The organism is Stenotrophomonas sp. KH_029 (assembly GCF_057839765.1).
Window position 1 is genome coordinate 821,727 of the sequence record NZ_CM174498.1, and the last position, 16,628, is coordinate 838,354.

17 protein-coding genes are annotated in these 16,628 nt (G+C 67.0%); 7 read left to right on the plus strand and 10 right to left on the minus strand.

Annotated features, from left to right (window positions below; translation table 11 throughout):
• Positions 1-70 precede the first annotated feature (70 nt).
• The 4 genes from AC3ITM_RS03690 to AC3ITM_RS03705 all read right to left on the minus strand — a co-directional run bounded on the left by AC3ITM_RS03690 (position 71) and on the right by AC3ITM_RS03705 (position 4,048).
• On the minus strand, positions 71-466 hold the full coding sequence (locus AC3ITM_RS03690; RefSeq protein WP_489268550.1) for an EF-hand domain-containing protein: 396 nt from the start codon (positions 464-466) through the stop codon (positions 71-73).
• Positions 467-583: 117 nt separating this feature from the next.
• Entirely contained in the window at positions 584-1,630 is a 1,047-nt protein-coding gene (rlmM, locus tag AC3ITM_RS03695) for a 23S rRNA (cytidine(2498)-2'-O)-methyltransferase RlmM (protein WP_228886328.1), read from the minus strand.
• 24 nt (positions 1,631-1,654) lie between these two features.
• Complete coding sequence (locus AC3ITM_RS03700) at positions 1,655-2,215, minus strand: nucleoside deaminase (RefSeq protein ID WP_489268552.1); 561 nt, start codon at positions 2,213-2,215, stop codon at positions 1,655-1,657.
• Positions 2,216-2,299: 84 nt separating this feature from the next.
• Positions 2,300-4,048, minus strand: a complete 1,749-nt coding sequence (locus tag AC3ITM_RS03705; protein ID WP_489268554.1) for a glutamine--tRNA ligase/YqeY domain fusion protein — start codon at positions 4,046-4,048, stop codon at positions 2,300-2,302.
• A 263-nt stretch (positions 4,049-4,311) separates the two neighbouring features.
• Here AC3ITM_RS03705 and AC3ITM_RS03710 point away from each other — a divergent pair, with 263 nt between their 5' ends.
• On the plus strand, positions 4,312-4,578 hold the full coding sequence (locus AC3ITM_RS03710) for a putative signal transducing protein (RefSeq protein WP_038690397.1): 267 nt from the start codon (positions 4,312-4,314) through the stop codon (positions 4,576-4,578).
• Between the two features lie 30 nt (positions 4,579-4,608).
• Positions 4,609-5,259 (plus strand): peptide-methionine (S)-S-oxide reductase MsrA, encoded by a 651-nt coding sequence (gene msrA / locus AC3ITM_RS03715; RefSeq protein ID WP_489270020.1) that lies wholly within the window; start codon positions 4,609-4,611, stop codon positions 5,257-5,259.
• Between the two features lie 340 nt (positions 5,260-5,599).
• On the opposite strand, the gene AC3ITM_RS03720 is transcribed toward msrA, so the two are convergent.
• The 5 genes from AC3ITM_RS03720 to ahpC all read right to left on the minus strand — a co-directional run bounded on the left by AC3ITM_RS03720 (position 5,600) and on the right by ahpC (position 10,540).
• Entirely contained in the window at positions 5,600-6,562 is a 963-nt protein-coding gene (locus AC3ITM_RS03720) for a transaldolase (RefSeq protein WP_489268556.1), read from the minus strand.
• Between the two features lie 51 nt (positions 6,563-6,613).
• The gene (rnk, locus tag AC3ITM_RS03725; RefSeq protein WP_228886333.1) at positions 6,614-7,021 is read right to left on the minus strand and encodes a nucleoside diphosphate kinase regulator; all 408 of its coding nucleotides are present in this window, start codon (positions 7,019-7,021) and stop codon (positions 6,614-6,616) included.
• Positions 7,022-7,161: 140 nt separating this feature from the next.
• On the minus strand, positions 7,162-8,118 hold the full coding sequence (oxyR, locus tag AC3ITM_RS03730; RefSeq protein ID WP_489268558.1) for a DNA-binding transcriptional regulator OxyR: 957 nt from the start codon (positions 8,116-8,118) through the stop codon (positions 7,162-7,164).
• A gap of 86 nt (positions 8,119-8,204) precedes the next feature.
• Positions 8,205-9,797, minus strand: coding sequence for an alkyl hydroperoxide reductase subunit F (gene ahpF, locus AC3ITM_RS03735; protein ID WP_489268560.1), 1,593 nt, complete (start codon positions 9,795-9,797; stop codon positions 8,205-8,207).
• 179 nt (positions 9,798-9,976) lie between these two features.
• Entirely contained in the window at positions 9,977-10,540 is a 564-nt protein-coding gene (gene ahpC / locus AC3ITM_RS03740) for an alkyl hydroperoxide reductase subunit C (protein WP_228886336.1), read from the minus strand.
• 449 nt (positions 10,541-10,989) lie between these two features.
• Here ahpC and prmC point away from each other — a divergent pair, with 449 nt between their 5' ends.
• The 3 genes from prmC to pip are packed head-to-tail and all read left to right on the plus strand — an operon-like array spanning position 10,990 to position 13,238.
• Complete coding sequence (prmC, locus tag AC3ITM_RS03745; protein ID WP_489268562.1) at positions 10,990-11,844, plus strand: peptide chain release factor N(5)-glutamine methyltransferase; 855 nt, start codon at positions 10,990-10,992, stop codon at positions 11,842-11,844.
• Between the two features lie 54 nt (positions 11,845-11,898).
• On the plus strand, positions 11,899-12,252 hold the full coding sequence (locus tag AC3ITM_RS03750; protein ID WP_489268564.1) for a DUF5713 family protein: 354 nt from the start codon (positions 11,899-11,901) through the stop codon (positions 12,250-12,252).
• 41 nt (positions 12,253-12,293) lie between these two features.
• Positions 12,294-13,238, plus strand: coding sequence for a prolyl aminopeptidase (gene pip / locus AC3ITM_RS03755; RefSeq protein WP_489268566.1), 945 nt, complete (start codon positions 12,294-12,296; stop codon positions 13,236-13,238).
• Between the two features lie 276 nt (positions 13,239-13,514).
• Here the strand turns inward: pip and AC3ITM_RS03760 are convergent, their stop codons facing one another.
• Positions 13,515-14,402, minus strand: a complete 888-nt coding sequence (locus tag AC3ITM_RS03760; RefSeq protein ID WP_489268568.1) for a LysR family transcriptional regulator — start codon at positions 14,400-14,402, stop codon at positions 13,515-13,517.
• A gap of 109 nt (positions 14,403-14,511) precedes the next feature.
• On the opposite strand from AC3ITM_RS03760, the gene AC3ITM_RS03765 reads away from it, so the two are divergent.
• Together AC3ITM_RS03765 and AC3ITM_RS03770 are read left to right on the plus strand one after the other, a co-directional pair.
• Complete coding sequence (locus tag AC3ITM_RS03765) at positions 14,512-15,972, plus strand: MFS transporter (protein ID WP_489268569.1); 1,461 nt, start codon at positions 14,512-14,514, stop codon at positions 15,970-15,972.
• Between the two features lie 150 nt (positions 15,973-16,122).
• Positions 16,123-16,626: an Imm26 family immunity protein gene (locus tag AC3ITM_RS03770; protein WP_489268571.1), complete on the plus strand. Its 504-nt coding sequence runs from the start codon at positions 16,123-16,125 to the stop codon at positions 16,624-16,626.
• Positions 16,627-16,628: the final 2 nt, after the last annotated feature.

Here is a 16,628-nt window from a genome sequence, read left to right on the forward strand (position 1 = left end):
GGTTCCATCCATGGCGTGGATTTGTCGGTTCGGCGTAGATCCACGCCATGCGTGGATGCAACCCCGCGGTTCAATCCACCAGCCAACCGGCCAGGTCGCTGCGATCCAGCTTCCCGCGCCGCTTCACGTCCAGCGCGCCGAACTCATCGGCCAAGGCCGGGTTGGCCTGTGCCTCGGCCCGGCTGATGAAGCCGTCGCCGTCCCCGTCCAGCGCCGCGAACGCGAACCGGTACTGGCCGACCACGCTCACCGGCTGTACCGAGCGCACGGTCACGGCCGCTTCGCCGGCCGGTGCCGACATCGTGACCTGGTGGGTCACCCGGCCTTCGGACAACGACTGTGTGCGCACGCCGGCCGGCACCTCGCGCAGCGGTTGGCTGATCGCCGGCGGCGGCGTGTAGGCCTGGGCCAGGGCAAGCCAGGGCAGCAGGATCAGCAGCGGGACCAGGGCGGGACGAGGTTGCATGGACGTCTCCTTGCATGACGTGGAGTAGGGCCGGGCCATGCCCGGCTGGCCGCGCAACCACGGCCATGATCGAGGCGTCGGCCGGGCACCGCCCGGCGCCGACGCCCCGGTATGCCATCACCGCAACGGCGAAGCCAGCACGGTGATTTCCTCGCGGTCGTGGTACAGCTGCTTGGCGCGCACCACCAGCGGCTTGCCGGCCTGTTCCTGGAACAGGTCCAGGCACATCCGGGTTTCGTCCCAGCGCTTCTTCATCGGCAGCTTGAGATTGAAGATCGCATGCTTGCACCAGCCCTCGCGGAACCAGGTGGCCATGCGCTCGGCAACCCGGCGCGGCTGTTCGACCATGTCGCAGACCATCCAGTCCAGCGGGGTCTCCGGCTGCCAGTGGAAACCGTCGGCGCGCAGGTGCTCGACCAGGCCGGTCTCCAGCACGTGCTCGCGCAGCGGGCCGTTGTCCACGCTGATCACCCTGACGTGCTGGCGGGTCAGCACCCAGGTCCAGCCGCCCGGTGCGGCGCCCAGGTCGGCCGCGCGCATGCCCGGCTTGACCAGAAGTTCGCGTTCTTCCGGTGTCATCAGCGTGAGCAGCGCTTCATCCAGCTTCAGCGCCGAGCGCGAAGGCGCGTCGGGCAGCAGCTTCAGGCGCGGGATGCCCAGCGCCCACGGCGCGCTGTCGCGGGTATCGGCCACGCAGACAAAGGCGTGGCGGCCGTCGACGAACACGATATGCAGGCGCGGCAGCCCGGTGTTGGGCTTGTCGGTGAGCAGGCCGGCCTTGCGCAGCGCCGGGCGCAGCGCATTGCCGAACGCGCGGGCCAGGCCGGCCAGTGGCTTGCCTTCATCCGAATCGGGGTGTTCCACCCACATGTCGCCGAAGCGTTGCTGGCCCTGCAGGGCGGCCATGATCGGGGTGATGCGGTCGGCCGCATCGAGCTGGGGCAGCTCGGCCAGCACCACCATCTTCTGCCGGGCGAAAATCAGCGAGCGCCACGGCAATGCCTTGGACAGCGCGGCGCCTTCCTCGGTGGCAAACAGCACATAGCCGTCGTTGCGCTGGGTGCGGGCATAGCCGGCGATGCCGGCATAGGCCGCCCGTTCGGACAGTTCGCCGGCCAGTTCCGGCTCGAAGCCCTGCCGGCACAGGCACAGCAGGCCGCTCATCGCGCGCCGCCAGCGGCGCGGGGATCAATAATGGGCACCGTTGGTCTCTCCGTACTGGCGCAGTACCGCGCGCGCTGCGTCGCGCTCGATGTCGCGCACGACCTCGATGCCACGCTTGTTGAGTTCACCGATCCAGTCGGCCGGCAGCGGGCCTTCATCGAACGGCGTCAGTTCTTCCACGTCCTGCGCACTGGCCCCGATCAGCAGGCGGTCGATGCCGGCCCAGATGGTGGCGCCATAGCACTGGCAGCACGGCTGGGAGGAGGTGGCCAGGGTAATCGGGCGCAGTACATCGTTCAGGCGCGGGGTCTGCAGGCGCTGCTGGGCCAGCATGTAGGCCATGTTCTCGGCATGCGCCAGCGAGGTGCTGTGCGGCACCACGCGGTTGACGCCGGCGGCGATCACGCGGTGGTCCGGGCCGAATACCACCGCGCCGAACGGGCCGCCGGTTTCCGCCTCGACATTCAGGCGCGACAGCTCGATCGCCAGCGCCACCTTGGCGACGTCATCGGGGTAGGCCCGGCCCAGATCGATCTGGTCGTGGATCCAGGCGGGCAGGGTGAGGTGGACTTGCGCGTACAACATGGGACAGTAACCTCTTCAATGGTGCGCAGCCGTAGATCCACGCCAGGCGTGGATGCTGGTACGGCCGCGCGGACCCCGGACGGCTCAGGCCGACCAGGTATCGCGCAGGGTCACGCTGCGGTTGAACACCGGCGTGGCGGCGGTGTGATCGCGGCGGTCGGCAACAAAATAGCCGGTGCGCTCGAACTGGAACGACTGCTCCGGGGCGGCGCTGGCCGCGGCCGGCTCGACATAGCCGGTGACGGTGCGGCGCGATTCGGGGTTGAGGTAGTCGCGGTAGGTCTTGCCGTCGGACTCGTCGTCCGGGTTGGGCACCGAGAACAGACGGTCGTACAGGCGGATCTGCGCCGGCACGCCATGCATCGCGCTGACCCAGTGGATGGTGCCCTTGACCTTGCGGTTGGCCCCTTCCATGCCCGGACGCGATTCGGGGTCCAGCCAGCCGCGCAGTTCGGTGATGGTGCCGTCGGCGTCCTTGATCACTTCATCGCAGCGGATGATGCCGGCCCCGCGCAGGCGTACTTCGCCGCCCGGCAGCAGGCGCTTGAAGCCCTTCGGCGGCACTTCGGCGAAGTCCTCGCGCTCGATCCACAGTTCGCGTGCGAACGGCACCGCACGGGTACCGAAGGCCTCGTCCTTGGGATGGTTGGAGAAGCTCAGGGTTTCTTCGTGGCCCTCGGGCAGGTTGGTCAGCACCAGCTTGACCGGGTCGATCACCGCCATGCGGCGCGGCGCGGCACTGTCCAGGTCTTCGCGCAGCGCGCCTTCGAGCACGCTGAAATCGATCACCGAATTCTGCTTGCTGATGCCCACGCGCTCGGCGAACAGGCGCATCGCCGCCGGGGTGTAGCCGCGCCGGCGCAGGCCCTGCAGGGTCGGCATGCGCGGGTCTTCCCAGCCGTCCACCAGCTGTTCGGTGACCAGCGCCATCAGCTTGCGCTTGCTCATCACCGTGTAGTTGATGTTCAACCGCGAGAACTCGATCTGGCGCGGCTTGGCCGCTTCGCGCGGCAGGCCGCGTTCGACCAGCGGCGCGGTCAACGCATCGTCGTGGGCGAAGTCGACGTTGTCCACGCACCAGTCGTACAGCGGGCGGTGGTCTTCGAATTCCAGCGTGCACAGCGAGTGGGTGATGCCTTCGATCGCATCGCCCAGCGCATGGGCGAAGTCGTACATCGGGTAGATCGGCCAGGCATTGCCGGTGTTCTGGTGCTCGACGTGCTTGATCCGGTACAGCGCCGGGTCGCGCAGGTTGATGTTGCCGCTGGCCATGTCGATCTTGGCGCGCACGGTGCGCGCGCCATCGGGGAACTCGCCGGCGCGCATGCGGCCGAACAGGTCCAGGTTTTCCTCGACGCTGCGTTCGCGGTACGGCGAGGGCCGGCCCGGCTCGGTCAGGGTGCCGCGGTAGGCGCGCACTTCCTCGGCCGACAGGTCGCAGACATAGGCCTTGCCGTCGCTGATCAGCTTGCGCGCGGCCAGGTAGTAGGCGTCGAAGTAGTCCGACGCATGGCGCAGTTCGTTCCACTCAAAGCCCAGCCAGCGCACGTCGTCCTGGATGGCCGCGACGTACTCGGGATCTTCCCTGGCCGGGTTGGTATCGTCGAAGCGCAGGTTGCACACGCCGCTGAACTCGCCGGCGATGCCGAAGTTCAGGCAGATCGACTTGGCATGGCCGATGTGCAGGTAGCCGTTGGGCTCGGGCGGGAAGCGGGTCTTGATCGCAGCATGCTTGCCGCTGGCCAGGTCCTCGCGCACGATCTGACGGATGAAATCCCGCTTTTCATGGGTTTCCGGAAGGGCGTCGGTGGGGGCGGCGGTAGGCTCGGACATGATGCGCGGTCGCAGTCTAAAAGGTAGAAAGACCAACAGTTTAGCCTGTCGGGGACGCGCCATCGCATTCGCGCTGTCGCCCCACGCTTTGCTGCGCAAACCGCGGGCCCCTTTTCACCGTCTCCCAGACCCCCGCGCCTTCGGCGCCGCCCCCTGACTCAGGGGGCTCCTTCTCCAGACAGAATGCGGTAGGTGCCGACCGTTGGTCGGCACGCCTTCAGCCCCCGGGGGTATGCTGGGCCGACCCCCGCTGGAGCCCACCCATGCACGTGATCTACCAGGCCGACAACCTGTTCGATGCCCACCTGGTCAAGCATGCGCTGGAGGATGCCGGGATCCCGGCGTTCGTGTTCGGCGAGTCGCTGCTGGGGGGCATGGGCGAGCTGCCGTTGTTCGGGGTGTTGCGGGTCTGCGTGCCGGACCTGGCCCGGCCGGAGGCAGAGGGCATCGTGGCCGGACTCGACTTGGGTGGCGCCCCGGACGACCCCATATTCGACGGAGACGAAAGCGCCGGCCTGTTGCCGGCCTAGGAGACCGCCATGTTGGGAATTGCCAAGGGCCTGTTGGGCATCGGTGCGTTCAAGCAGCGCCTGCCGCGCCCGGACGAGGCGTTGCCGGGCCGTGAACAGGCGCTGCCGCTGCACAACCAGCATTACGTCAACGGCCACCCGCTGCAGGGCGATTTCACCGGCCTGCAGCGCATCCGCGTGGCGATGGGCTGTTTCTGGGGGGCCGAGCGCAAATTCTGGACCCTGCCGGGGGTCTATTCGACCTCGGTGGGGTACGCCGGTGGCTCGACCCCGAACCCGACCTACGACGAAGTCTGTTCGGGCATGACCGGGCATACCGAGATCGTCGAGGTGGTGTTCGACCCGGCGATCATTTCCGTGGCCCAGGTCCTGCAGGTGTTCTGGGAAAACCATGACCCCACCCAGGGCATGCGCCAGGGCAACGACACCGGTACCCAGTACCGTTCGGCGATCCATGCCACCGACCAGGCCCAGTACGCCGCCGCGCTGGCCAGCCGCCAGGCCTACCAGCAGCGCCTGACCGAGGCCGGCCACGGTACGATCACCACCGAGATCGAGTTTCCGGCACCGACCTACTATTACGCCGAGGATTACCACCAGCAGTACCTGGCCAAGAACCCGAACGGCTACTGCGGCATCGGCGGCACCGGGGTAAGTTGCCCGATCGGCGTGGACGCCTGATCGGGCCGGACCCGTAAAGGTAGGGTCGCATCCGGATCGACTGCCGGTACCGCCGATCAGCGCGGCGAAGGAATGACCTCTGCCGGAGAGCGCTGTCGATCATTGCCATGCGTTACCGGGCGCGGACACCGCACCGGCAGTCGGTTGGGACCCGACCCTACCAGTGCGCCCCGGTAGGGTCGCATCCGGATCGACTGCCGATACCGCCGATCAGCGCGACGTAGGCATCCCCCTGGACGGAGAGGACGGTCGCACACGGCCATGCCGTTACCGCGCACGCACCGCTGCAAAGCAAAAGGCCCCGCAATGCGGGGCCTTTGTCATCCAGCCACCGGCGCGCTTACAACCGCGTGCGGATGGTCTGGCGCAGGGCATCCAGGTCCTTGGCGAAGGCGTCGATGCCGGTGGCCAGCTTCTCGGTGGCCATCGGGTCGGCGGCCAGGTCGGCGGCAAAACGCGCCGCGTCGACCGGCGTGGCCTGCAAGGTTTCCGGCGCGACGGCCACCAGCCTGCGCGGCAGCTCGCCATGCTCGGCGTCCAGCTTCTCCAGCAGGTCCGGCGAAATGGTCAGGCGGTCGCAACCGGCCAAGGCTTCGATCTGCGCGGTCGAGCGGAACGAGGCGCCCATCACCACCGTCGGCGAACCGCGGCGCTTGAATTCGGCATAGACCCCACGCACGAACACCACGCCCGGATCTTCATCGATGCTGGCCGGGGCCTGGCCGTTGGCCACGTACCAGTCCAGGATGCGGCCGACGAACGGCGAGATCAGGAACGCGCCCGCTTCGCTGCAGGCCAGCGCCTGGGTCGGGTTGAAGATCAGCGTCAGGTTGCAGTCGATGCCCTCGGCCTGCAGCTGACGCGCCGCTTCCACGCCTTCCCAGGTGGCGGCGATCTTGATCAGCACCTTGCTGCGCGGCACGCCGGCGGCGGCGTACATGGCGATGAACTGCCGCGCCTTGGCCACGGTGGCGGCGGTATCGTGGGCCAGATCGGCATCCACCTCGGTGGAGACCCGGCCCGGCACCAGGCTGCTGAGCAGCGTGCCTACTCCGACGGTCAGGCGGTCGGCCACGGCCTCCACGATGGTCTCGCGCGCGCCCTGCTGCTCGCGGCCCCAGGCCAGTTCGCGTTCGATCAGGTCGGCATACACCGGCAGGTCCAGCGCCTTCTTCACCAGGGTCGGATTGGTGGTGCAATCCACCGGCTGCAGGCGTTTGATCGCCTCCACGTCGCCGGTATCGGCCACCACGATGGACAGGTCACGCAACTGGGTGAGTTTGGACGGCGAAACGGTGCTCATTGCAACTCCTGGTACGGGACGTGGACGCAGCGCTCAAGCGCGGCAGCAGGGTCAGGCGTGGGGCTGGTTGTGGACCGCGGTGACGCGCAGGCGCAACTTGCGGCCGCCCGGGGCGTCCCACTCCATGGTTTGGCCAACCGACAGGCCCAGCAGGGCGGTGCCCACCGGCGCAAGGATGGAGACCTTGCCCTGTTCGACATCGGCTTCGCGCGGGTAGACCAGCGTCAGCACGTGTTTTTCGTTCTGCAGCTCATCTTCGCATTCCACCCGCGAATGCATCATGACGATGCCCTCGGGCATCTGCTCGGGCGGCACAACGGTAGCCCGGTTCAGTTCCTGGGCCAAGGCCACTGCGGCCGGGGTCTGGCTGACGGCGGGGGATTCGAGCATGGCATCCAGGCGATCCATGTCATGGCTGGAAACGATGATTGAAGGGGGCAGTCCGCTGGAAGTGGACATTGTGAAGCTCCTTGCGATTGTTGAAGGCCCATGCAAAAGGCGGCGCCTGCTGGCGCCGCCTGGGTTCTATTGTGCTGCCTATCGAGGGCGGATGCGACCCGCCTGCTGCCGGCGCCGATGTGGCCGGTTCAGCGTGCCGCTCAGCTGGCGCGGCGCGGCGCGTTGCCTGCGTTGGTGGCGAAATCGCTGTTCTCCAGCGTGAACAGCCGCTGCGGCAGGCGTTTGAACTGCTGGGCCAGCTGCTCCAGGAAACCGTTCATCGCCGAACTGCGGCGCCAGACCATCGCGATGCGGCGGCTGGGGCGGTTGTCGCCGCTGAAGTCCAGCAGCCGGATATTGTCCGAGCGCGGCACCGGCGGCTTCACCGACAGGGTCGGCAACAGGGTGATGCCGACGTCGGCGGCGACCATCTGGCGCAGGGTTTCCAGGCTGGTGGCGCGGAATTCGGATTTTTCATTGGCACCGAACAGGCGGCATACCGCCAATGCCTGGTCGCGCAGGCAATGCCCGTCCTCGAGCAGCAGCAGCTTCTGCGAAGACAGTTCCTGCACGTCCAGCTGCTGGCGCTCGGCCAGCGGGTGCTGGCCGGACACCGCCAGCAGGAACGGTTCCTCGAACAGGAACTCGGCGTGCAGCTGGTCATCGTCCAGCGGCAGCGCCAGCAGCGCGGCATCCAGCCTGCCTTCGCGCAGCCGTCCCAGCAGCTCGTCGCTCTTTTCCTCGACCAGCAGCAGTTCCAGCTGCGGGAAGCGTTCGCGGATGTTGGGAATCACATGCGGCAGCAGGTACGGCCCCAGGGTGGGGAAGATGCCCAGCCGCACGGTGCCCGCTTCGGGGTCGCGGCTGCGTCGGGCCGCTTCCTTCATCTGTTCCACTTCGGCCACGATGGTGCGCGCGCGCGCTGCCGCTTCCACCCCCGCCGGGGTCAGCATCACCTTGCGTGGTGCACGCTCGACCAGCGGCAACCCCAGCTCGTCCTCCAGCTTGCGGATCTGGGTGGACAGCGTGGGTTGGCTGACGAAGCATGCCGCCGCCGCCCGGCCAAAGTGGCGATGGTCGGCCAGCGCCACCAGGTATTTCAGATCACGTAGGTTCATTTCCTTTGACCTCTCAGCGGTAATGGACCGGGTGACGGCGTGGCTTACCCAGCAGGTGGGTCCCGGAAAACCGGGACCCGGACGTTTCAGGCAGCTTCGGCGACAGCACCACTGCTCTTGGGAACGGATGTACGGATCAGGTGATCAAAAGCACTCAGTGCGGCGGTCGAACCGGCGCCCATCGCAATGATGATCTGCTTGTACGGAACGGTAGTGCAATCGCCTGCGGCGAACACGCCCGGGATGCTGGTCTGGCCGCGGTCATCGATGATCACTTCGCCACGCGGCGACAGCGCCACCGAATCCTTCAACCACTCGGTATTGGGCAGCAACCCGATCTGCACGAAGATGCCTTCGAGCTCGACCCGGTGCGCATCGCCACCGATGCGATCCTGGTAGACCAGGCCGTTCACCTTCTGGCCATCGCCGAGGACCTCCTGGGTCAGGGCGCTGGTGATGATGGTGACGTTGGCCAGGCTGCGCAGTTTCTTTTGCAGAACCTCGTCGGCGCGCAGTTTGTCATCAAATTCCAGAAGGGTCACATGCGTCACGATGCCGGCCAGGTCGATGGCCGCCTCGACGCCGGAGTTGCCGCCGCCAACCACCGCCACGCGCTTGCCCTTGAACAACGGGCCATCGCAGTGCGGGCAGTACGCCACGCCCTTGTTGCGGTACTGGTCTTCGCCGGGCACGTTCATCTGCCGCCAGCGTGCGCCGGTGGACACGATCACCGTGCGCGACTTCAGCGACGCGCCGTTCTCCAGCACGATTTCGACCAGCCCGTCATCGCCGGCCGGCTTGAGCGCGGTGGCGCGCTGCAGGTTCATGATGTCCACCTCGTACTCGCGCACATGCTGTTCCAGCGCGGTGGCCAACTGCGGGCCTTCGGTGTGCTTGACCGAGATGAAGTTCTCGATCGCCAGGGTGTCCAGCACCTGGCCACCGAAACGCTCGGCCGCCACGCCGGTGCGGATGCCCTTGCGCGCGGCATAGATCGCCGCGGCCGCGCCGGCCGGGCCACCGCCGACCACCAGCACGTCGAAGGCGGCCTTGGTGGCGATCTTCGCCGCTTCGCGCTTGGCGCTGCCGGTATCGAGCTTGGCCACGATCTGCTCCAGGCTCATGCGGCCCTGGTCGAACATCTCACCGTTGAGGTACACGGTGGGCACCGACATGATCTGGCGCGCCTCCACTTCGGCCGGGAACAGGCCGCCGTCGATGGCCACGTGCTGGATGCGCGGGTTGAGCACTGCGGCCAGGTTCAGCGCCTGCACCACGTCCGGGCAGTTCTGGCAGGACAGCGAGAAATAGGTTTCGAACCTGTAGTCGCCTTCCAGGTTCTGCACCTGCTCGATCAGCTCGGCGGTGGCCTTGGACGGATGCCCGCCGACCTGCAGCAGGGCCAGTACCAGCGAGGTGAACTCATGGCCCATCGGCAGGCCGGCGAAGGCCAGGTGGATGTCCTGGCCCGGCGTGGTCAGCGCGAAGGACGGGGTGCGCTCGGCGCTGTCGCGGCGCACCTCCAGGCCGATCTGCGCCGACAGCGAGACCAGGGTGTTGAGCAGTTCCAGCATTTCCTGCGACTTGGCACCGTCATCGACGTGCGCGGTGATCTGGATCGGGCGGGTGACGCGTTCCAGGTAGGTCTTCAGCTGGGACTGGAGGTTGGCATCCAACATCGAAAAACTCCTTGGTTCAGGCAAGGGGGTGGCGTCGACGTACCCCAAGGGTGCATCTGCGCGACATGGGGGTGAACCGAAATCCGCGCGCGAGGCCCCTGGAGGGCGCTGCGCGGGCGTGGCACGGGCTTCGGTTCACCCCCATTCCCGACCGGCGGGAATGGGGATGGGGCAGCGGTTTAGATCTTGCCGACCAGGTCCAGCGACGGGGTCAGGGTCTTTTCGCCTTCCTTCCACTTGGCCGGGCACACCTGGTTCGGGTTGGCGGCGGTGAACTGGGCAGCCTTGAGCTTGCGCAGGGTTTCGGAGACGTCGCGGGCGATCTCGTTGGAATGGATCTCCAGGGTCTTGATCACGCCTTCCGGATTGACGATGAAGGTGCCGCGCAGGGCCAGGCCTTCTTCTTCGATGTGCACGCCGAAGGCGCGGGTCAGCTGGTGGGTCGGGTCGCCGACCAGCGGGAACTGGGCCTTGCCGACGGCCGGCGAGGTCTCATGCCACACCTTGTGCGAGAAGTGGGTATCGGTGGTGACGATGTACACCTCGGCACCGGCCTTCTGGAACTCGGCGTAATGGTCGGCGGCGTCTTCGATCTCGGTCGGGCAGTTGAAGGTGAACGCGGCCGGCATGAAGATCAGCACCGACCACTGGCCCTTCAGGGTGCTGTCGGAGACCTTGATGAACTCGCCGTTCTGGTAGGCGTTGGCTTCGAACGGCTTGATCTGCGTATTGATGAGCGACATCGTTGTTCCTCTTGGTGAAAGGGGGTGGGTTGAAGCAGCCATGACAGGTTAGCGGCTCCTTTGCGATAAGAACAATCCATTGATTGCATCTATGCGATAGATGCAGACTATCAAAATGGTCTGATCGAAGGATGAACGTCTTCGCCCATATCGCCCGAAAGCCTTGCAGCGCAATGACATTGCAGCTCGGTCCTGCGCGCCGCGGTGATAGCCCCTGCTTATCCGTAGCGGCGGTTTCCTGAACCGAACCGGGACCAAACGCACAGCGTCGGTCGGAAAACGTCCAAAAGTCGATAGTTCATACACATTGATATGTGATCTTTAATGCGTGAAAGCAATGGCGGTACCGGGTGCCGAGCCGCCTGTTCCGTCGCAGTCGCCCCGTTTCTGCCGGGGACCGGGCCAGCCTGCTGCACTACACTGCGCGCCCCTGTCCTGCCCGAACCGCCATGACTGCCGCCCCGCGTGAGGTCCGCCAGCTGCTTGCCGATGCCGCCGCCGCCCTGCCGGGCGTGGAAGGCCGGCATGAAGCCGAACTGTTGCTGCTGCAGGTACTGGGCCGTGAACGCAGCTGGTTGTTCGCCCACGCCACCGATACGGTCGGCGACGCCGAGGCGTCGGCCTTTGCCGCCCTGCTGGCGCGGCGCGTGGCCGGCGAACCGGTGGCCTACCTGCTCGGGCGGCGTGGTTTCTGGACCCTGGACCTGGCGGTCAGCCCGGCCACGCTGATCCCGCGCCCGGAGACCGAACTGCTGGTGGAGTTGTCCCTGGCCCGCCTGCCTGCCGACCGGCCGCTGGCCGTGGCCGACCTGGGCACCGGCAGCGGCGCAGTCGCACTGGCCCTGGCCAGCGAACGCCCGCAGGCCCGGTTGATCGCCACCGATATCAGCGCGGCGGCGCTGGCGGTGGCGCGCGGCAATGCCGAGCGCAACGGGCTGGCCAATGTCCAGTTCCGCCACGGGTCGTGGTTCGACCCGCTGCAGGGCCTGCGCTTTGACCTGATCGCCAGCAATCCGCCGTATATCGCCAGCGACGATCCGCATCTGCAGCAGGGCGACCTGCGCCATGAGCCGCCGGGCGCGCTGGCCTCCGGCCACGATGGGCTCGATGACATCGGCAGGATCGTCGCCGGCGCGTCGGTGCACCTGCTGCCCGGCGGCTGGCTGCTGATCGAACACGGCTGGGACCAGGGCGCGGCGATCCGCGCGCTGTTCGCGCAGGCCGGCTTTACCCAGGTCGGCACCATGCGCGATCTGGAACAGCGCGAACGGGTGACCTGCGGCTGTCTGCCCGGCGCCGCCTGACCCTGGCTGAAACACGCCGTGGGTAGAATGGCGGTCCACTCGAAAGGATGCGCCATGCCCACTACCAGCCCGACCGTTTCCAATGCGCGACTGCAGGCGCATGCGTTCCTGTCCGACATGCTCGACGACGCCTACTTCCCGCCGGCGCTGGTCCGGCAGGGCCAGCAGATCCTGCTGCGCCTGTGTGCGCGCATCGAGCGCGAGCGCCCGGCCGATGGCGCCGCGCTGCTGGCATTGACCCATGCGGCGACGCTGGAATTCAACGTGCTCGGTGAAGCCTTCGAAGCGCAGGACAGCGAACTGGAAACCGCCGCGCGCGAGAACATCGCCGCCGATTTCGAACTGGTCGCGCGCAGCTATGGTTACGATGTGGATGTCGAAGAACTGATCAGCCCGCGCGAGTGGTGAATCCGCCCGTCCGCGCCTGCCCCCAACCACGGAGTCCCACCATGCGTACGCTGTATCCGGCCATCACCCCCTACGACGTCGGCACGCTCAAGGTCGACGACCGCCATACGCTGTACTTCGAGCAATGCGGCAACCCCGACGGCAAACCGGTGGTGATGCTGCACGGCGGCCCCGGTGGCGGTTGCAGCGAGAAGATGCGCCAGTTCCACGACCCGGCCAAGTACCGCATCATCCTGTTCGACCAGCGTGGCGCCGGGCGTTCCACCCCGCATGCGGACCTGGTCGACAACACCACCTGGGACCTGGTGGCCGACATCGAAAAACTGCGCGCGCACCTCCAGCTGGACCGTTGGCAGGTGTTCGGCGGCAGCTGGGGCTCCACTCTGGCGCTGGCCTATGCGCAGGCCCATCCGGCCCGGGTCACCGAGCTGGTGCTGCGCGGCATCTTCATGCTGCGCCGCTGGGAGCTGGAATGGTTCTACCAGGAAGGCGCCAACCGCCTGTTCCCGGATGCGTGGGAGCACTACCTCAAGCCGATTCCCGAAGTGGAGCGGCATGACCTGATTTCGGCCTTCCACCGGCGCCTGACCAGCGACGACGAGGCCACCCGGCTGGCCGCCGCCCGCGCCTGGAGCGTGTGGGAAGGGGCGACCAGCTTCCTGCACGTGGACGAGGACTTCGTCGACAGCCACCAGGACCCGCAGTTTGCGCTGGCGTTTGCCCGCATCGAGAACCACTACTTCGTCAACGGCGGCTTCTTCGAGGTGGAAGAGCAGCTGCTGCGCGACGTGCACCGCATCGCCGACATTCCCGGGGTGATCGTGCACGGCCGCTACGACGTGGTGTGCCCGCTGCAGAGCGCCTGGGAACTGCACAAGGCCTGGCCGGCATCCACGCTGGAAATCAGCCCGGCCTCGGGCCATTCGGCGTTCGAAGCCGAAAACGTGGATGCGCTGGTGCGCGCCACCGATCGCTTCGCCGGTTGATGCCGACCTGCCGACCAACGGTCGGCAGCTACCCTGCGTTGTCCCCCACGGCGCGGCCGATGCCTCCCGCCCGTGGCACCGCGCGGTAGATCACGACCGTTGGTCGTGATCGGCATCTCGGGGGAAGGGCACCGACAGGCGATGCCACCCGGGTAGTGCCGGCCGCTGGCCGGCTCCACGCCATGCACGGGCACGCAACGCACGTGCAGACAACCCTGCCCCTGACCGGAGCGCAGCCGGCCAGCGGCCGGCACTACCGGGTCATCGAACGCCCGGTCACCAGTTCCCGGCCAGCAATGCGTCGGCCAATACCTTCAGCTTCGGCGAAGCCTGCCGCGAGGGTGGGTAGACCAGCGACAGCGCGCGGCTGCGGCCCTCGAACGGCTGCAGCACGCGCTGCAGCCGGCCATCGGCGAGCGCGTCGGCCACCGCGAAATCCATCACCTGCACGATGCCGATTCCGGCCAGCGCGCCTTCCACCAGCGGATCACCGCCGTCGAACACCATCCGCGCTGGTGGAGCGAACTCGCGCAGCTGGCCGTCGGCCTCGCGGAACTGCCAATCCACCAGCCGCCCGCTGCGCAGATTGCGCACCGCCAGGCAGGCGTGACCGTGCAGTGCATCGACGCTGGCCGGTTCTCCCTGCCGCGCGATGTACGCCGGCGAGGCGACCGTGACCCAGTTCAACGGCCGCAGCGGACGCGCCACCATGCGTACATCGCTGATCGGCCCGGTGCGCAGCGCGGCATCGAAACCTTCTTCGACCAGGTCGACCAGCCGGTCATTGAGCACCAGCTCGAACTGCAGCAGCGGATGGGCCGCCATCAACTGCCCGGCCAACGGCACCAGTACCTTGCGCCCGAACATCGACGGCGCCGTCAGCTTCAACACGCCCGACGGGGTGGACGGCCGATCGCCCAACCGCCGTTCGGCATCGTCCAGCCCGCTCAGCAGCGGCGCGCAGTGTTCGACGAACTGGCGCCCATCCGGGGTCAGGCTGACATTGCGGGTGTTGCGGTGGAGCAGGCGCACGCCGAGCGCGCTCTCCAGCCGCCCGATCGCCCGCGACAGCCCGGATTGGCTGATCCCCAGCTGGCCGGCGGCGACAGTGAAGCTGCGCGCTTCAGCGACCTGCACCAGCATGCGTACGGCATTGAGGTCCATCGGTGCTCCGATTCATGCGGATATGCATGACAGATATCGAAGTATCCGGGTTTATCTATGCAGCGGCATCAATGAGACTGCCCACCTTCTTACGTACCCTCGAGTCGGCATGACCTCCCCCCTGACCCCCGCCGGCGCACCGGTACCGGCGTTTCCGCGCCTGGCGCTGGCCTTGCTGGCCATGGCCCAGCTGATCATCGCGCTGGACGCCACCATCATCTTCGTGGCCCTGCACGAGATGGGCGCGCAGCTGCGCATCAATGCCCAGCAGCTGCAATGGATCGTCAGCAGCTACACGGTGGCCTTCGGCGGATGCCTGTTGCTGGGCGGCCGCGCGGCCGACCTGCTCGGCCGGCGCCGGGTGTACCGGCTGGGCATGGCGCTGTTCGCGCTGGCCTCGCTGGTCGGTGGGCTCAGCAACAGCGCCGGGCTGCTGATCGCCGCGCGTGCGGTGCAGGGCATCGGTGCGGCACTGCTGTTCCCGGCCACGCTGTCGTTGATCAATACGATCTACGCCGAAGGCGCGCCGCGCAACCGCGCGCTGGCGATCTGGTCGATGGCCAGTGCCGGCGGGCTGGCGCTGGGCACGCTGCTGGGCGGCGTGCTCACCCAGACCTTGGGCTGGTCCTCGGTGCTGCTGGTGATCGTGCCGTTCGCCAGCGCGTGCGCGGTGCTGGGCGGCTGGTGGCTGCCGCGCGACCGGGCCCGGCAGACCGGGCGCTCGTTCGACCTGGCCGGCTGCCTGACCGTCACCCTCGGCGGCAGCCTGCTGGTCACCACCCTGGTACAGGGCCCGGAGTGGGGCTGGCTGGCGCCGCGCACGCTGGGCTGCCTGGTGTTGTCGGCCGCGCTGCTGGCCGCATTCGTGCGGATCGAGCGGCGCAGCGGCGATCCGCTGATGCAGTTCGCGCTGCTGCGCCTGCGCAGCCTGCGCGCGGCAATGCTGCTGACCCTGCTGTTCATGAGCAGCTTCGGCGTGCAGTACTACTTCCTGGCGCTGTACTTCCAGGATGGCTATGGCTGGAGCGCGCTGCAGGCCGGGCTGGCGTTCCTGCCGCCGACGCTGGTGTGCACCTATGGCATCGGCATCACCGAGCGCATGCTGCAGCGGCGGTCGCCGCGCCAGGTGCTGGCCCGCGGCATGGCCGCCGGCGCGGTCGGTATCGCCGCGGTGGCGGTGGCGCTGCCGTTTGGTGCCACCTACTGGGCGCTGCTGCCGGGCATCGTGGTGTTGAGCATCGGCCAGGGCATGACCTGGACGGCGATGTGGATCGTGGCCGGGCAGGGCGTGCCGGCCGCGCAGCAGGGCGTGGCCTCGGGCATGGCCGCCACCGCGCAGCAGATCGGCGGGGCGCTGGGCCTGGCGGTGCTGGTGATGCTGGCCAACGCCGGGCGCGGCAGCGCGGGTGCCAGCAGTGACGCGGCCCTGCAGGGCATGATCCATGCGCAGTACGGCGCGGCGTTGTTCGCGCTGCTGGGCGTAGGCGTGGCGCTGTGGCTGCGGCCGCAGGGGGGATGTTCCCTGTCTGACGGCGACGCTACAGGGGGCGCGCGAACAACACCGTGTTGAGCCGTGCCAGATCAAGTAATAGTGATAACTCTACGGGTGACCTCGCGCTCCTTGCCAACACCAGGTGTGCAATGCAAATTTTTGCATTGAAGCGTGGTATTCGACACTTCAACATGCGCGTTGCGTTTGTCGCGTTGGGAGTGGAGCTGGATGAGTCAATTGAAGATATGGGGGTGGAACAAGAAGCCTAGGACAATGCTGAGATATATTCGGCCGGGAGACCTGTTTTGCTTGAGGCTGGACGAGGGTAAATATGCTTTTGGCAGGATAGTTTCAAAGATATTCGGCGGTCATGTTGCCGAGTTCTTTGATTTCTTCTCGCCAGCTCCTGACGCTGCCATTTCAAGCCTTGGTGACGCGAAAGCAACGCTTTCCCCGACATTGATCGATGCGTACTCGCTCTTTGATAAAAAAGTGGAGGAGGGCAGCGATTGGAGAATTATTGGGTGCCAGGAAAACTACGTACCAGTGGATCTTGACGATGTCTACTTCGTGTACGGCCTGGAGGGCTTGTGCAAGAAAATCGATATCTTCGACAGAGAGACCGCCGCCTCAGTCTTCGATCAGATGAAGTACCCTCGCTTGTCGCCGCTTGGGGATCATGACGTCAGGCAACTTCTTAGAAGCAGGCGGCTACTGCCGATTGGTGCGTAGCG

Bases quoted from the DNA above. Each gene is read 5' to 3' on its own strand.
- AC3ITM_RS03765 (WP_489268569.1), top strand. From the start codon at position 14,512: ATGACCTCCCCCCTGACCCCCGCCGGCGCACCGGTACCGGCGTTTCCG.
- AC3ITM_RS03710 (WP_038690397.1), top strand. From the start codon at position 4,312: ATGCACGTGATCTACCAGGCCGACAACCTGTTCGATGCCCACCTGGTC.
- AC3ITM_RS03720 (WP_489268556.1), bottom strand. From the start codon at position 6,562: ATGAGCACCGTTTCGCCGTCCAAACTCACCCAGTTGCGTGACCTGTCC.
- oxyR (WP_489268558.1), bottom strand. From the start codon at position 8,118: ATGAACCTACGTGATCTGAAATACCTGGTGGCGCTGGCCGACCATCGC.
- pip (WP_489268566.1), top strand. From the start codon at position 12,294: ATGCGTACGCTGTATCCGGCCATCACCCCCTACGACGTCGGCACGCTC.
- ahpF (WP_489268560.1), bottom strand. From the start codon at position 9,797: ATGTTGGATGCCAACCTCCAGTCCCAGCTGAAGACCTACCTGGAACGC.
- AC3ITM_RS03760 (WP_489268568.1), bottom strand. From the start codon at position 14,402: ATGGACCTCAATGCCGTACGCATGCTGGTGCAGGTCGCTGAAGCGCGC.
- AC3ITM_RS03705 (WP_489268554.1), bottom strand. From the start codon at position 4,048: ATGTCCGAGCCTACCGCCGCCCCCACCGACGCCCTTCCGGAAACCCAT.
- ahpC (WP_228886336.1), bottom strand. From the start codon at position 10,540: ATGTCGCTCATCAATACGCAGATCAAGCCGTTCGAAGCCAACGCCTAC.
- AC3ITM_RS03700 (WP_489268552.1), bottom strand. From the start codon at position 2,215: ATGTTGTACGCGCAAGTCCACCTCACCCTGCCCGCCTGGATCCACGAC.
- AC3ITM_RS03690 (WP_489268550.1), bottom strand. From the start codon at position 466: ATGCAACCTCGTCCCGCCCTGGTCCCGCTGCTGATCCTGCTGCCCTGG.
- rnk (WP_228886333.1), bottom strand. From the start codon at position 7,021: ATGTCCACTTCCAGCGGACTGCCCCCTTCAATCATCGTTTCCAGCCAT.
- prmC (WP_489268562.1), top strand. From the start codon at position 10,990: ATGACTGCCGCCCCGCGTGAGGTCCGCCAGCTGCTTGCCGATGCCGCC.
- AC3ITM_RS03770 (WP_489268571.1), top strand. From the start codon at position 16,123: ATGAGTCAATTGAAGATATGGGGGTGGAACAAGAAGCCTAGGACAATG.
- AC3ITM_RS03750 (WP_489268564.1), top strand. From the start codon at position 11,899: ATGCCCACTACCAGCCCGACCGTTTCCAATGCGCGACTGCAGGCGCAT.
- rlmM (WP_228886328.1), bottom strand. From the start codon at position 1,630: ATGAGCGGCCTGCTGTGCCTGTGCCGGCAGGGCTTCGAGCCGGAACTG.